General features: G+C 67.0%; 16 protein-coding genes. 10 read left to right on the top strand and 6 right to left on the bottom strand.

The window, feature by feature from the left end:
* The first annotated feature begins 6 nt into the window (after positions 1–6).
* On the top strand, positions 7–1,110 hold the full coding sequence (locus tag C3942_RS19830) for an alpha/beta hydrolase family protein (protein WP_104232110.1): 1,104 nt from the start codon (positions 7–9) through the stop codon (positions 1,108–1,110).
* A gap of 105 nt (positions 1,111–1,215) precedes the next feature.
* Here C3942_RS19830 and C3942_RS19825 read toward each other — a convergent pair whose 3' ends face one another.
* Positions 1,216–1,683: an SET domain-containing protein gene (locus tag C3942_RS19825; RefSeq protein ID WP_104232109.1), complete on the bottom strand. Its 468-nt coding sequence runs from the start codon at positions 1,681–1,683 to the stop codon at positions 1,216–1,218.
* Positions 1,684–1,898: 215 nt separating this feature from the next.
* Here C3942_RS19825 and C3942_RS19820 point away from each other — a divergent pair, with 215 nt between their 5' ends.
* Together C3942_RS19820 and C3942_RS19815 are read left to right on the top strand one after the other, a co-directional pair.
* Positions 1,899–2,459 (top strand): hypothetical protein, encoded by a 561-nt coding sequence (locus tag C3942_RS19820; protein ID WP_104232108.1) that lies wholly within the window; start codon positions 1,899–1,901, stop codon positions 2,457–2,459.
* Positions 2,460–2,651: 192 nt separating this feature from the next.
* Positions 2,652–3,896 carry a S8 family peptidase gene (locus C3942_RS19815; protein WP_243393687.1) on the top strand — a complete coding sequence of 415 codons (1,245 nt, stop codon included), beginning with the start codon at positions 2,652–2,654 and terminating at the stop codon, positions 3,894–3,896.
* A 55-nt stretch (positions 3,897–3,951) separates the two neighbouring features.
* On the opposite strand, the gene C3942_RS19810 is transcribed toward C3942_RS19815, so the two are convergent.
* Complete coding sequence (locus tag C3942_RS19810; RefSeq protein ID WP_104232107.1) at positions 3,952–4,410, bottom strand: flavodoxin family protein; 459 nt, start codon at positions 4,408–4,410, stop codon at positions 3,952–3,954.
* A complete protein-coding gene (locus C3942_RS19805) occupies positions 4,407–5,246 on the bottom strand; it encodes a D-hexose-6-phosphate mutarotase (RefSeq protein WP_104232106.1) in 840 nt (279 codons plus the stop codon). The genes C3942_RS19810 and C3942_RS19805 overlap by 4 nt, the downstream gene beginning before the upstream one ends.
* Positions 5,247–5,330: 84 nt before the next feature.
* On the opposite strand from C3942_RS19805, the gene C3942_RS19800 reads away from it, so the two are divergent.
* Genes C3942_RS19800 through C3942_RS19790 form a run of 3 tightly spaced genes read left to right on the top strand, consistent with a single transcriptional unit; the run spans position 5,331 to position 8,501 of the window.
* Positions 5,331–6,272: an alpha/beta fold hydrolase gene (locus C3942_RS19800; RefSeq protein ID WP_104232105.1), complete on the top strand. Its 942-nt coding sequence runs from the start codon at positions 5,331–5,333 to the stop codon at positions 6,270–6,272.
* Positions 6,269–7,450, top strand: a complete 1,182-nt coding sequence (locus C3942_RS19795) for an MFS transporter (protein WP_104232104.1) — start codon at positions 6,269–6,271, stop codon at positions 7,448–7,450. The genes C3942_RS19800 and C3942_RS19795 overlap by 4 nt, the downstream gene beginning before the upstream one ends.
* A 10-nt stretch (positions 7,451–7,460) precedes the next feature.
* On the top strand, positions 7,461–8,501 hold the full coding sequence (locus C3942_RS19790; protein ID WP_104232103.1) for a hypothetical protein: 1,041 nt from the start codon (positions 7,461–7,463) through the stop codon (positions 8,499–8,501).
* A gap of 60 nt (positions 8,502–8,561) precedes the next feature.
* Here C3942_RS19790 and C3942_RS19785 read toward each other — a convergent pair whose 3' ends face one another.
* From C3942_RS19785 to C3942_RS19775, 3 genes are read right to left on the bottom strand one after another with little or no spacing between them, the layout of a single operon-like run.
* Positions 8,562–9,215: a CAP domain-containing protein gene (locus C3942_RS19785; RefSeq protein ID WP_104232102.1), complete on the bottom strand. Its 654-nt coding sequence runs from the start codon at positions 9,213–9,215 to the stop codon at positions 8,562–8,564.
* 55 nt (positions 9,216–9,270) lie between these two features.
* Entirely contained in the window at positions 9,271–10,077 is an 807-nt protein-coding gene (locus C3942_RS19780) for a dienelactone hydrolase family protein (RefSeq protein WP_104232101.1), read from the bottom strand.
* A gap of 30 nt (positions 10,078–10,107) precedes the next feature.
* Entirely contained in the window at positions 10,108–10,614 is a 507-nt protein-coding gene (locus C3942_RS19775; protein WP_104232100.1) for a DUF1993 domain-containing protein, read from the bottom strand.
* A gap of 165 nt (positions 10,615–10,779) precedes the next feature.
* On the opposite strand from C3942_RS19775, the gene C3942_RS22560 reads away from it, so the two are divergent.
* The 4 genes from C3942_RS22560 to C3942_RS22135 all read left to right on the top strand — a co-directional run bounded on the left by C3942_RS22560 (position 10,780) and on the right by C3942_RS22135 (position 13,487).
* Entirely contained in the window at positions 10,780–11,268 is a 489-nt protein-coding gene (locus C3942_RS22560) for a glycine zipper 2TM domain-containing protein (RefSeq protein WP_207766161.1), read from the top strand.
* A 62-nt stretch (positions 11,269–11,330) separates the two neighbouring features.
* Positions 11,331–11,537: a SlyX family protein gene (locus C3942_RS19765; protein WP_104232099.1), complete on the top strand. Its 207-nt coding sequence runs from the start codon at positions 11,331–11,333 to the stop codon at positions 11,535–11,537.
* A 130-nt stretch (positions 11,538–11,667) separates the two neighbouring features.
* The gene (locus C3942_RS19760; RefSeq protein WP_243393691.1) at positions 11,668–12,321 is read left to right on the top strand and encodes an abortive infection system antitoxin AbiGi family protein; all 654 of its coding nucleotides are present in this window, start codon (positions 11,668–11,670) and stop codon (positions 12,319–12,321) included.
* A gap of 356 nt (positions 12,322–12,677) precedes the next feature.
* Complete coding sequence (locus C3942_RS22135) at positions 12,678–13,487, top strand: DUF6602 domain-containing protein (RefSeq protein ID WP_133164370.1); 810 nt, start codon at positions 12,678–12,680, stop codon at positions 13,485–13,487.
* Positions 13,488–13,548: the final 61 nt, after the last annotated feature.

Raw genomic sequence — 13,548 nt, 5'->3', positions numbered from 1 at the left:
CATCACATGTTCGAGCGATTCCGCGGAGCCGGTACGGTCCTGGCCGGTTCCCTGGCCCTGTTGCTGGCTGCCTGCGGCGGCGGTGGTGGTGGCGGTGGCAGCGGCCCCAACGGCAGCGCAAAGTCCTGCTCCGAGCAGTTCAGCGCCGAGGCCGCCCAGGCCGACAGCACGTCCTGCCAGCCGGAGTACTACACCCAGTGCGACTCGCTCGACCTGCGCCTGCCGGTGAATTCGATGAATCCCTCCGAGTGCACCAAGGACGGCGCCGATGGCGGCGTGGTCGCCGAGAAGGGTAGCGCCGGCGGTACCAGCTACGACATGGTCCGTCCGGCCAACGGCGGCAAGAAGGGCCTGTACGTGGCCCTGCACTGGCGCAGCGGCAACGGCGCCACGATGATCAACAACATGCGCCTGTCCGAGCTGGCCAAGGCCCGCGACCTGACCGTCGTGGCCCCGGACTCGCCGTACAAGATCCTCGCCATCGCGCTGAGCGACTGGGACTATGAAGGCGCCCCCGAGGTGATCTCCGCGGTGATCGCCGACGCCAAGGCCCGCGCGGGCCTGCCCAACGACGTTCCGGTCATCCTGGCGGGCGTCTCCTCCGGCGCCGCGGCGGCCAACCGCTTCTTCTGCGCCGGCAACACCGGCATCAAGGGCCTGCTGCTGGTGGCTTCCGGCAAGATCAGCGAGGCCGAGTCCACCGAGTGCCTGTCCGCCGCCGCGGCAGCGGCCAAGGCCGCCACCGTCTCGCCGGTGGCCGTGGTCCTGGTCGAAGGCAGCAGCGATCCGGCCTACGAGGACACGGTGGTCAACTACGGCCACTTCCGCACGATCAATGGCTGCCCCGGCGCCGGCACCACGGTGGTGCTGAACGAGCAGGTGGACATCAACTACAGCAACAACTGCGGTTCCGGCCACGGCGCGGCGATGGTCACGGTCAAGGACAGCGGCCACAACTGGCCGGGCATGGATCGCCCGATCCCGCCGAACCCGCTGACGGACCTGATCCCCGGCGGCAGCAGCAGCGGCGCGATGAGCATCTTCGGCAAGGTCTCGTATTCGTTCGACGCGACCCTGCAGGGCTATGACCTGGTGCGCTCGCTGGATTGAGGCCTCCCCGGGCTGAAACAAAAAACCGCGGCCTCGTGCCGCGGTTTTTCTTTTGGGGGGCTGCGCAATGCAGGAGTGCGCCGCGCGCGCCCTGCAACATGCCGCTCAGCGCTTGGGCTTGAGCATGGTGCCGCTGCACTCGGGCGCGCCGCAGCGGCAGGCCCAGAGGGCCTTCATCTTCGCGGTCTGGCGCACCGGCAGGCTGATGCCGTAGTCGTAGGTCAGCTCCTCGCCCGCCGCGATCTCGCGCAGCGTCTCGATCAGGATGCGGTCCTTCTTCGGATTGCCGTCGGTGCTTTCCGCCCACACGGCCTGGCAGTTGGGGGCGCAGCTGTGGTTGAGCCAGCGCGCTTCGTTGCCCTCGACATTGGCATCGATGATGTAGCGCTCGTTGAGCGTGAACAGGAAGGTGTGCCCGGTATCGACGCCGCCTTCGTAGAGGCGGTCGGCCTGTGCATGCGTGAGCAGGCGGCCGCGGTACTCGATGAGTTCGTCGCCGGCGGCGAGCTTGCGGGCGGCGAAGACGCCGTTGCCATGGATGGGGGAGCGACGCGTGACGATCTTGCGGGACATGCGGTTGGAGCGGTGAGGGACTCGGCAGATTGTCCGCACGGAGCGTGCCATTGCGATGACGGCTGCCGGCGGGCTGCGCATTGTGGGCAAGTCTTTGTTCCGAGTCACGTTCATGGGGGGTTCAGTCGGGCATGACCATCCTGCTGGCACCGCATGACCGCGGAACGGCGGCCCTGAAGAGGCCGGACGTCACCCCCATGACAGGAGTCACCGACATGAAAACCCTCACTCGAACGCGTCTGCTGATCGCCGCCGGCGCCCTGGCCGCGATGCCCGGCCTGGCCGCCGCCCACAACTACACCTACCTGGAAGGCGGCTTCCTGAACCGCGACTACGGCCCCGACGACGAATCCGGCTTCCGCATCGCCGGATCGGGCGACATCCACCGGAACGTCGCGCTGATCGGCGAATACGCCGATACCGGCGACCTGGAGCAGATCAGCGCCGGTGCGCTGTTCCACACGCCGCTGAACAACATCCTGGACTTCACCGCGGGCGCCACCTACGAGCACATCGAGTTCGGCCCGGCCGACGACAACGGTTTCGGCCTGCGCACGGGCCTGCGCTGGCAGAACGCCGACGGCCGCCTGGAGCTGGCGCCCGAGATCCGCTACGTGGATTTCGGCGATGACGATGACACCTCGCTGCGCGTCTCCGGCCTCTACGGCCTGACGCCGCAGCTCGACCTGGTGGCGGCGGTGCAGGGCGCGGGCGACGACGACCGCCTGGAAGCGGGCCTGCGCTACAACTTCGGTCCGCGCCTCACCGGCCGCTGAGTCCGGTTTGGTGGCCAAAGGCGGCGCCCTCCGGGGCGCCGCCTTTTTTGTGCCCGCCCGCGGCGCTTCCCGCCTTAGGCGGACAGGCCTGTAGGGGTTTTTCGCACGGCTCCGGCCTGGGGCGGGGCGTATGCTCGCGCCGGGGTCCAGGGCTGGGGAGCCCGCTCAGCGGTAGACAAGGAGAGTCTGAAAATGAAAGGCAAAACGATCCTCGGCATGCTCGCCATGCTGGGCATGGCCGGCATCGCACAGGCACAGCAGGCCACGGCCCCCCAACCGATCCGCGGCCTGGTCAGCCAACTGATCCCCGACCAGTACATCGTCGAACTGGCGCCGGACGCGGCCCGCAGCGGGCCGCTGCGGCAGGTCGCCCAGGGCCTGGTGGGCAGTGTCGGCGGCGGCGAGCTGCGGCAGGTCTATACCCACGCGCTCAAGGGCTTCAGCGTGCGCCTGCCGGCCGTCGCGGCCGAGGCCCTGGCGCGCAACCCGCGCGTGCTGCGCATCGAGCAGGATCGCACGCTGTTCCTCAGCGAGACCCAGGTGAACCCGCCGTCCTACGGCCTGGACCGCATCGACCAGGTCGACCTGCCGCTGGACGGGCAGTACAGCTACCCCGCGACCGCCGGCCAGAACGTGCATGTCTACGTGATCGACACCGGCCTCAATGCCGCGCACACCGACTTCGGTACCCGCGTCAGCACCGGGCGAAACTTCGCCGCCAACGGCAGCGAGGGCTTGCTGTGCACGCTGCTGGGCCTGGGCTGCCCGCCCACCGACCCGGCCAACACCACCGACTGCAACGGCCACGGCACGCACGTCTCGGGCACGGCGGTGGGCAGCAGCTTCGGCGTGGCCAAGCGCGCGACCCTGCACCCGGTGCGCGTATTCGGCTGCGGCCGCAGCACCGCCACCTCCACCATCATCGCGGGCGTGGACTGGGTCGCCGCCAACCGGCAGCTGCCGGCGGTGGCCAACCTGTCGCTGGGCGGCGGCGCTTCCGACCTGCTCGACACGGCGGTCAACAACCTGATCGATGCCGGCGTGACGGTGGTGGTCGCGGCGGGCAACGAGACGGCCAACGCCTGCAACGGCTCGCCCAGCCGCGTGCCGCGCGCCATCACGGTCGGCGCCACCACCAACACCGACGCGAGGGCCTCCTACTCGAACTTCGGCGCCTGCCTGGACCTGTTCGCGCCGGGCTCCAGCATCGTGTCGGCGGCCTACAACAGCAGCACCGGCTCCAGCACCCTCAGCGGCACCTCGATGGCCAGCCCGCACGTGGCGGGCGCGGCGGCGCGCTATCTCGCCGCCAACATCGGTGCCAGCCCCGCGGCGGTGGATGCGGCCCTGAAGGCCGCCGCCAGCAGCGGCAAGGTCGGCAGCCCGGGCACGGGTTCGCCCAACCTGCTGCTGCGCCTGGACCCCGTCGCCTACTGAGCAACAGTTCCTCCGCTCGGCGGGCCCATCTGGGCCCGCCTTCTTTTTGCCCGCTTCAGAAGATGCCGCAGGCCAGCCCGGCGGCCAGGGTCTGGCCCAGTTCACGGCAGCGCGACAAGGCGGCCTCGTCGGGCTCGCCCTGCACGATCAGCGCTTCGGCCACGCGGGTCCAGCCGTAGCCGGTGGCGATGCGCTCCAGCGCGCGCACCGCGCCCGTCCCGTCGTTGCCGGCGGACACGAACATGGCCCAGGGCAGCCCCAGCGTCTTGCCCTCGGCCGGGTAGTAGGTGCGATCGAGGAAATCCTTCACCGCGCCGCTGAGGTAGCCGAAGTTCTCGGGCGTGCCGATCAGCAGGCCCTGCGCCCAGAGCAGGTCGTCCAGGCTGGCGTCGAAGGCGCGCAGCACGCGCAGCTCCACGTCATCGGCGAATTCCCCGGCGCCTTGGCGCACCGCCTCCATGAGCCGGGCCGTATGGCCGCTCTGGCTGTGGTAGACGAGCAGCAGGCGCTTCATTCCGCGATCAGGATCTGGGTGCCGCGCCAGGCCTGGCCCGGGGCCAGGCGGACGGGTGCCAGCGTGCTGCCGGCCTCGACGCAAAGCATCCGCAGCCAGCCGTCGGGCTCCATGTCGGCCAGGGTGGCGGTGAGCCCGGCGGCCGGGTTCCACACCACCGTGTCGGTGAAGCCCTCCTGGCGGATGCGCAGGCGCCGCGCGGGTTCCTCCAGCCGCAGTTCGCCCGGGGCATCGACGTAGATGCGGTCGATCCATTCGCCCAGCTGCAGCGGCTCCTGCTGCTGCACGTGGTACTCGCGGTGGCGGACGGCGTCGAGATAGCGGCAGCCCTGCAGGCCATGCAGGCGGGTCTGCCGGATGTCGTCGACCTGCAGGTAGCTGTGCAGCGCCGCGGTGAACTCGAAGGCCGCGCTGCCGGTGTTGAGCACCGTCAGCGCCGCTTCCAGCCGGTTCGCCTGCATGGCGAGGTCGAGCCGCAGTTCGAAGGGATGCGGCCAGAGCGCGAGCGTCTGCGGCGACTCGCGCAGCCGCATGCGGCAGCCCGCCGGGCCCTGCTGCTCCAGCGCCCAGGGCTGCACGCGCGCGAAGCCATGCTTGGGCAGCGGGCCGTGTCCCGAGAACTGGGGGAACACCACCGGGATGCCGCCGCGCACCGAGACGCCGTGGCGGTACTCCGCGGCCGGGCTGAGGAACAGGCGGTTGCCGTGCTCCCCCGCAGGCACCCAGGACAGCAGCTGCGCGCCGTAGGGCAGCAGTTCCAGGCTCGCACCGTCCGCTCCCTGCAGGCGCAGCGGCTGGAACGGGTCGGAACAAGGGGCGGGGGCAGCTTGGCTCATGAGCAGGGCGGATGGTCCGAGGGGTCAATCCAAGCATAGCCTGCCCGTGACAGAATCCGGCATCTCCTTCGGCGCGAGTGACCCATGCCGCACGTCAGGGCCAATGGCCTGCAGATCTGCTACGAAACCTTCGGCAATCCGTCCAATCCGGCGCTGCTGCTGATCATGGGCCTGGGCGCCCAGCTGGTGCACTGGCCCGATGCCTTCTGCGAGGCCCTGGCGGCCGGCGGCTACCATGTGATCCGCTTCGACAACCGCGACATCGGGCTGTCGGAGAAGCTGGACCACCTCGGCAAGCCGGACCTGATGCGCAGCGGCCTGCTGTACACGCTGCGCCTGCCGCAGAAGGCCGGCTACCGGCTGGACGACATGGCCGAGGACGCCGTGGCCCTGCTCGATGCGCTGAAGATCAAGACCGCGCACGTGGTGGGCCTGTCCATGGGCGGCATGATCGCGCAGGTCCTGGGCATCCGGCATGCCAGCCGCGTGCGCAGCCTGACGCTGATCATGACCAGCAGCGGCAACCCCTGGCTCAAGAAGCCCTCTCTGCGCGTGCAGATGCGCATGATGTCCAAGCCCAAGGCGCGCGACCGCGAGAGCCTGCTGCAGTTCGGCATGAACACCTGGCGCATGATCGGCAGCCCGGGCTATCCCTCGCCGGAGCCGGAACTGCGCGAGTACGTGGGCCGCGCGCTGGACCGCAACATCCACCCGCAGGGCCTGGCGCGGCAGATGGTCGCGATCATGGCCTCCGGCAGCCGCGTGAAGCAGCTGTCGCGCATCAAGGCGCCTACGCTGATCATCCACGGCGACAAGGATCCGCTGGTGCCGGTGCCGGCGGCGCATGACCTGAAGAAGCACATTCCCGAGGCGCAGCTGGAGATCATCCACGGCATGGGCCATGACCTGCCCTCGGCGCTGCTGCCCAAGCTCTCGCACCTGATCCTGCACCATGCCAAGCACGCCGAGCGTTCGCACGGACGCAAGCCCGGCACGCCGGCGGGGCGCAGCGCGGCGCGCGCGTGAGCGCCAGCGGCGAGTCGCGCCGCCGCACCGTGATCGCCGTGGGCCTGGGCCAGCTGCTGGCCTGGGGCTCCAGCTACTACCTGCTCGCCACGCTGGCGCGGCCCATGGCCGCGACGCTGGGCCTGGCGCCTCCCACGGTCTACCTGATGTTCTCCGCCGCGCTGCTGCTGGCCGCGGCGCTGGGCCCGGTGGTGGGCGGGCTGATCGACCGCCACGGCGGACGCCGCGTCCTGCTGGCCTCCAACCTGGCGTTTGCCACGGCGCACCTGCTGATGGCCACGGCCCAGGGGCCGCTGCAGCTGGCGCTGGGCTGGCTGCTGCTGGGCGCGGCGATGCCCATGGGCCTCTACGATGCCGCCTTCTCCACCCTGGTCAGCCTGTATCGCGGCGACGCCCGCCGCTCCATCGTCGGCGTGACCCTGCTTGGCGGCTTCTCCAGCACCGTGAGCTGGCCGCTGACCGCGGCGCTGGAGGCGCACTACGGCTGGCGCGTGGCCTGCGCCGTGTGGGCGCTGGCGCACCTGACCATCGGCCTGGGCATCCACGGCTGGCTGGTGCCGCGCGTGGAGCGCCCCCTGGAGATGCATCGCGCCGAGGCCGCCGCGCCCGCCGCGGGCCCTCCGGCGCTCACCATGTGGGTGATCGCCGGGGCCTTCACCTGCTCCGGACTGGTGTTCGCCGGCATGGCCACGCACCTGCCGCGCATCCTGGAGCGGATCGGCTGCACGCCTGCCGTGGCGGTGGCGGCGGCCTCCCTGTTCGGCGTCTCCCAGGTGGCGGGGCGCCTGGCCGAAGCCGGCTACCTCAACCGCTTCCATCCGCTGGTGGCGGCGCGCATCTCGATGTCGCTGCATCCGCTCGGGGTGATGCTGATCATGGCCTTCGGCGCGCCCTTCGCCGCGGTGTTCACGGTGCTGCATGGCATGGGCACCGGCCTGATGACCATCATCAAGGGCACGCTGCCGCTGGCGCTGTTCGGCCCCGCCGGCTTCGGGCGGCGCGCCGGCTGGCTGGAGGCGCCCTCGCGCGTCGCCCAGGCGGCCGCGCCACTGGCGTTCGGCATCGGGGTGGACCGGCTCGGCGGCCATGTGCTGTGGATCTCCGCCGGCATAGGCTTGACCGGCTTGAGCGGGTTGCTGTGGCTGCGGCGCAGTGCTTCCGCGACCAAACATTCTTGAGGAGCAGGACATGACGAAGAAGACCCATCCGCTGGCCGAGGCGCTGCTGGATGCCCACGTGCAGTTCACGCTGGAACAGCTGGAGGGCGAGGAGCTGAAGGCGGTGGTGGCCGAGCTGCTCGACGAGGGCCTGGCCGACGCGGCGAAGCTGAAGCTCTCCGAGGCGGTGACCAAGAAGCAGATCAAGGACACCGCCCATACCTATGCGGCGAACCTGGACCTGGGCGCCGGCATTCCCGAGCTGGTGGGCGAGATCGCGCGCGTCGTGCACGCGCACCCGGCGCTGGACGATACGCGCCTGAGCGCCCTGATGAGCGACCGCCAGTTCGAGGAATTCACCGACCTGGTGCTGGAGCAGAGGTCGGCGCGCGAGGCGATCGTGCGCGGCGTGGTGGCCAGCCCGCTGTACGGCCGCATCGCCTCGGAACTGCTGCTCAGCGGCATCCGCGGCTATCTGTCGCAGTCCAACCTGGGCGAGAACATCCCCGGCGCGCGCTCGATGATGAAGCTGGGCAAGGCCGTGCTGAGCCGCGCCGCCGCCGTGTCGGGCCTCGACGACACCGTCGAGGAGGGCCTGCGCCGCTACATCGCCAAGAGCGTCGGCAGCGCCTCGCAGCGCGCGGTGGAGATGCTGCTGGACGAGGAGGGCGACGAGATCCTGCGCGATGCCGCGCTGCGGGCCTGGAAGGAGCTGAAGAACCTGCGCCTGGGCGAACTGCGCCGCCACATCGACGAGCGCACTCTGGAGGAATTCTTCGTCACCGGCTTCGAGTACTGGCGCGAGCTGCGCAAGGCGCCGATCTACACGCAGCTGATCGACGCCGGCATCGACGCCTTCTTCGAGCGCTATGGCAAGGTCTCGCTCAAGGCCCTGCTGGACGACCTGGGCATCGACCGCGACCTGATGCTGGCCGAGGCCATGCGCCATGCGCCGCACGTGATCCAGGCGCTGAAGAAAAAGAAGATGCTGGAACCCAGCGTGCGGCGCCTGCTGCAGCGCTTCTACCATTCCGGCGCCTTCGAGAAGGCGCTGGCCGCGCACGGCGGCTGAAACGCGGGGCCGGATGCAGGAGCCAGCTTGCCGGCTCCTGCATCGGCAGATCCTGCGGGTTCAATTGAGCGGCGACTGCTGCGGGTAGTCCACGCCCGGGTTCACCTGCGGCAGGGCCGAGCACTCCAGCGCACCCACCACCACCTCCTGCGGCGCCTGGCTGGCCGCGGGCGGCGGCGGGTTGCCGTAGGGCTTCACGCCCTCCTGCAGGCCGCGCGGGGTGTAGTTGCAGACCCAGACCTCGGCCGTCTCGCAGCGTGCGCGGCCGCAGCCCACTTCCTCGGTGGCGCCCCAGATCATCTGCAGATACTGGCCGCATTGCGTGCCGCCCTGCTTGCGGCACTGGTGCAGGTTGTGGTCGTAGTCTCGGCCTTCCTCGTTCCAGCGCGAGACCACCTGCGCCGCGGTACGGCGGTAGCCCTCGTAGGCCTGGCCGGCGGTGGCGCGGAACACGTTCTCGCCGTACTTCTCGCGGCGGGCCATGTCGGGGTTGTAGCGCGCGGCGCAGTTCTCGCGCGCCAGCTGGTCGGCCCAGGACTGGGCCTGCGCCGCGGCCGCGGCCGACCAGCGCAGCGGAGCCTGGCCCACGGCGGCGCGGATGCCGTTGTGGGCGCCCAGCATGCCCTCGAAGCCCGGCGGCTCGGCCTGGGCCTGCAACATGCCCGGCAGCGAGCCCAGGGCCAGCAGCAGTGCGGCGATCAGTCCTGTCTTCATGTCCCTCACCTCGCTCCTGAGCCCGGACACCCGTCCGGGGCTGACACCATGGACCTCAGCGGCCGGCGAAGGATTCCGCCAGGAAGTCCTTCATCATCTCGAAGGCGCGCTTGGCGGCGCGCGGGTCGTACATCGCCTTGCCCGGCTGGTTGGCGTCGGGGTCGGTGAAGGAGTGCACCGCGCCGCCGAAGCGCATCATCTGCCAGTCCACCTTGGCAGCGCGCATCTCGTCGAGGAAGGCGTTGATCTGCGCCACCGGCACGTAGGGGTCGGCGTCGCCGTGCAGCACCAGGATGCGCGCCTTGGGCGGCTGGCTCGGCGCCGGCGCGTCCAGCGAGGGGTTGCCGTGGAAGGACACGACGGCGCTCAGCTCCTCGCCGGTGCGCGCCAGCTCCAGCACGGTGGAGCCGCCGAAGCAGAAGCCGATGGCGGCGATCTTGTCCGGGTTGGCCGGCAGCTTGAGCTTCTTCACCGCGGCCTGGGCCTGCTCCTTGGCGGCCTTCACGCGGGTGCGCAGCACCAGGCGGTTGCCGTAGAGCTGACCCACCAGCTTGCCGGCGGCGTCGGGATTGGCCGGCTGCTGGTCGCGGCCGTACATGTCGGCCAGGAAGACCACGTAGTCGCGCCCCGCGATCTTGCGGGCCTGGCGGCGATTGGCCTCGGAGGTGCCCATCCAGTTGGGCACCATCAGCACCACCGGGCGCTTCTTGGCGCCGGCGGTGTCGTAGTAGACGTAGCCGCGGTAGGCCTGGTCGCCCACCTGGTAGTCCACCACCTTTTCCACGGTCCTGGCCTGCGCTCCGCCGGCGAGGCAAAGCGCCCCGGCAGCCAGCAGTGCCGCGATCCCGTTGCGTATCTTCATGCTCTCGCTCCCTGCGATCTGCCGGCGGCCTCAGGGGCGGCCGAGGAAATCCTGCTTGCCCAGTTCCACGCCGTTGTGGCGCAGGATGTTGTAGGCCGTGGTGGCGTGGAAGTAGGCGTTGGGCAGCACGAAGAACTGAAGGTAGTCGCGGCCGCTGAAATTCATTTCCCCGCGCGGCGACTTGAGCTGGATCGGCCGGTCCTCGCTGCCGTCGATCTGCTCCGGGCGGAATTCCCTGAGGAAGGCCAGCGTCCGGTCGATGCGCGCGATCAGCTCGGCGAACGTGGTCTCGGTGTCCTCGTAGCGCGGCACGTCCACGCCGGCCAGGCGCGCGGCGGCACCCTTGACCATGTCGGTGGCGATCTGGACCTGCCGCGTCAGCGGGAACATGTCCGGGTAGAGGCGGAAGCCGGTGAGGGCCGCCGGGTCCAGCTTGCGCGCCTCGGCATGGGCCGCCGCTTTCTCCAGGATGCCGCGCAGGCTGGCGAGCAGGCGGACGAAGGCCGGCACCGAGGCGGAATACATGGTCAGGCTCATGGAATACCTCGCAGGATCAGGCAGTTCGGATGCCGGATTCTAAGGTTTTGCGGAGCCCTTGGGTTGAATCCCGGTCCGGCGCCCGCGGGCATGGCGCGGGTTCAGATTCGGTTAAGACCGTTGCGCTAGTGTCAGGGCCGTCTACCACGCGATCCGAGGTCGCATATGAAACGCACCATCCTGGGTTTTCTGGCTCTTGCCGGCGCCACCATCGCCAGCCCCACCTTCGCCGGTGACGACCGCGCGGTCGGCGCCGTGATCGGCGGCGTCGCCGGCGGCGCCATCGGCCACTCGGCCGGCGGGTCCGACGGCGCCGTGGTCGGCGCGGTCCTGGGCGCCGTGGTGGGTGCCGCGATCGCGGACGACCGCCACGATCACCGCCACTACCGCTCGTCCTCCTACCGCGAGGACTACTACTATGCGCCGCCTCCGCGCGTGGTCCACTACCGCGAACCGCCCCGCGTGGTGCATCACCACTACCGTGAGCCGGTGCGCCATGTCTACCACCGTGACTACCGCGGCGGCCGCCATGACCACCGCCATGACTGGCGCCACGACCGCCGCCACGACCGCCGCCACGACCGCCGCCATGACCGCGGCGACGGCCGCTGGGACCGTGACGACCGCCGCGGCCACTGGAACGGCCGCCACTGAGGTCATTGCTGCAGGGCACAAAAAGGCGGGCTTCGGCCCGCCTTTTTGCTTATGCTCGCCGCATGGACGAAGAACGCCTGATCGAGCTGGAAATCCGCTTCGCGCACCAGGAGGAAACCCTGCGCGTGCTCAACGACATCGTCACCCGCCAGCAGGACCGTATCGAGCGGCTGGAGCAGATCTGCCGCCAGCTGGCCGAGAAGGCCATGGGGGCGGGGGACGGGGTGTTCAAGGGGACGGCGGCGGACGAGGTGCCGCCGCATTATTGAGTGTTGAAGCTAAGATTCCATTCTGCCTCTGAAATGGGTTCAGAACTCCTTGCACGACCGAATTACATCGGACGAGCTTTTCCACTTTGTTGGCCATGGGCGTCCCGCTGACCATGAAGCTAACTTCGGGGTGTTGAGCAAAGTTCTCAGGACAGGATGCATTTCACATCCGCCACACGATGGAACGGCAGGCAGGATTGGTTATACCGTCACTTGGAACAAGCATCTCGAGGATGAAACACTTATTGTTCCGACGGTTACGTGCTTTGCAGATATACCCAAGAATGCACTTTCAATACACATTAGCAAATATGGCGCGTTTGGCGTCGCATTGTCCCGGAGTTTGTTAGTAGCTCGAGGAGCTAGACCGGTAACTTACATTCCGCTCAGTTCTGGAGATTGGATGTCCCTATCAGGACGAGGATTGTTGCGAGATATAGAGGCTATTCGTAAAGGGTTTAGTATTCGGGTTATCGAACCTTGCAAAGAATGCTTGCCGAAGTCCCGAACGTACGGAAAGGAGCCAAGCACTTTTGAAGAGGCTATTGCTGCAGTTGAGGAAATTCTGGATAAGGAGTTCCTCCCTTTCTTAAAGCCATTCAATTCCGAGCTTTCAGACTGCGATGCCGACAATTTCTATATGGAACGCGAATGGCGGAAATATGGAAATATGAAATTCCGCGCATCTGACGTTACAACTGTAGTGGTAGCGAAAGGCTACGAAGAGCGCCTTCTCGTAGAATTCCCTGAGTATGCTGATCGCATATTGCCTATTTCCATATGATTCGTCGCGATGGGGAGGTCGCATGCTTTCGCTGAGTCCCTCTGAAATGAGTGTTGATCTCGCCTGCCAGGGGCTGTTCCCCTAGCCAGCACGAGGTAAGAAACGTAGGGTGGAAAGGCGTAGCGTGCCTACCTAGTGGGTTTTCCCGGAATGGGCCAAAGCCCGCCCTGCTACCTGCTAAAGTCAATTTCATATGGCATTTAATCCGTTCACCTATCGAACTGACACTATTGCTCCGAGGAGTTCTGTCCGAAAAACCTTGGATTTTTACAACTTAAAATATGATTCTTTCGTCCTGGCTGTATTTTTCTGGAATATTTATATTTTTCTGGCAGCTTTAACTACAAGAAGGTGTCATGCCGCGAGGATCCTCACGCTCTAGTGAAATCTTTAAAGCTGTTCTGGATACAGCTGCGCGTCAACTGCATATCGAATCCGACAGGGCAGCCGCGTTCCAGCATAGGGGAATAAGAGGTGACGAGAGGGCAGCCGCTCTTGCAAATTTTCTTCGCCAGCAGTTGCCCGGCAATATTGGTGTTGCAAAGGGTGAGGCGATCGATTTTCTTGATCGAAGAACGGGACAACTCGACATTCTTATCTACGATGCGGAAATGTCAGCGCCTATAAGCGCTCAATCCGAGAATGTCTTAGTGCCAGCCGAGAGCCTGCTCGCAGTCATAGAGGTAAAGACCACCTTGACCCAAAGCGACCTCGACGATTGTTACAGCGCAGCGCGGAAGTTGCGCGCTCTTCGGCCTTTCAAACGATCCTTTGTTGGCGCAAGAGAAGAGGGTAGAGCGGCCAAAGACGGTAACTTTAGGTGCCTGCACGTAGTCTTCTCATATGGTACCAATTTGATTGCAGAAGGATGGTTGGAGAAGGAGTTTCGACGGTTGATGCTTTCAGCAGAGAAAGTCAAAGGCAAGCCCGGCTTGATCGATGTTGTTTATGTCTTGAGTCGGGGCATGATTCGACCTGCAAATCAGACGGGGAAGATCAATGACGAAGATCAGCTAAATACCTTCCTGGAATTCTATCTGCACTTAGTGAATTTCCTTCGGAGAGAGATGCCACGACGTCCGGCGATGGATTGGCAGGCATACTCGACAAAAACGTCCAAAGGCTGGACGCAACTTGGCAAGTTGGCCTCAGCTCTAGAATCGTAGGAATGCGAGAAGCGGAGGGTCAGCTCTATCCTTTTCTGTTGCAGCTGGTGGGGCATCTCCG

Origin of the sequence: Solimonas fluminis, assembly GCF_002930645.1 — a bacterium.
GTDB classification, from domain to species: domain Bacteria; phylum Pseudomonadota; class Gammaproteobacteria; order Nevskiales; family Nevskiaceae; genus Solimonas_A; species Solimonas_A fluminis.
Note: the sequence above shows the minus strand (reverse complement) of the source record. Positions and strands in the feature narration are given on the sequence as shown.